The organism is Streptomyces sp. DH37, from assembly GCF_029813835.1.
Taxonomy (GTDB): Bacteria; Actinomycetota; Actinomycetes; order Streptomycetales; family Streptomycetaceae; genus Streptomyces.
Map to the genome: position 1 here is coordinate 1 of NZ_JARVKV010000248.1, position 388 is coordinate 388.

A 388-nucleotide genomic window follows, 5' to 3' on the forward strand; every position below is an offset into this window, starting at 1 on the left:
GGCCAGCACGGTGCCGCCGGTGCCCCACCGGCGCAGCCACGCGCCGGTGGTGCGGTCGACCACCGTGGGCAGGTCGGCGGAGTCCCCGCCGGTCCGGAACAGGCAGTAGCCGTCCGCCCTGGTGCGCAGCGGCAGGTGCACGCCCGCCGACGCGGCCAGGGCCGTGCTGCCGACCCCGGCGGCGAGCAGGACCGCGTCGGCGTGCACGGGTCCGGTGGAGGTGCGCCGGCCCAGGACGCGCGAGGAGGAGTGCAGCAGGCCGGTGGCCCGGGCGGTGCGCAGGCTCAGTCGGTCGCCCGCGTCGCGCAGGATCGCCCGGACCGTGGCCGCGGCCGGCAGCCATCCGGCCTGCGGTTCGAAGACGCCGAGCAGGTGGCCGGGCACGGTG

The 388-nt window shown here is 79.1% G+C and carries 1 protein-coding gene; it reads right to left on the bottom strand.

Annotated features, from left to right (window positions below; translation table 11 throughout):
- Positions 1-388: FAD-dependent oxidoreductase (locus QC029_RS30880; protein WP_336621627.1), on the bottom strand; the 388-nt coding region annotated here is incomplete at both ends.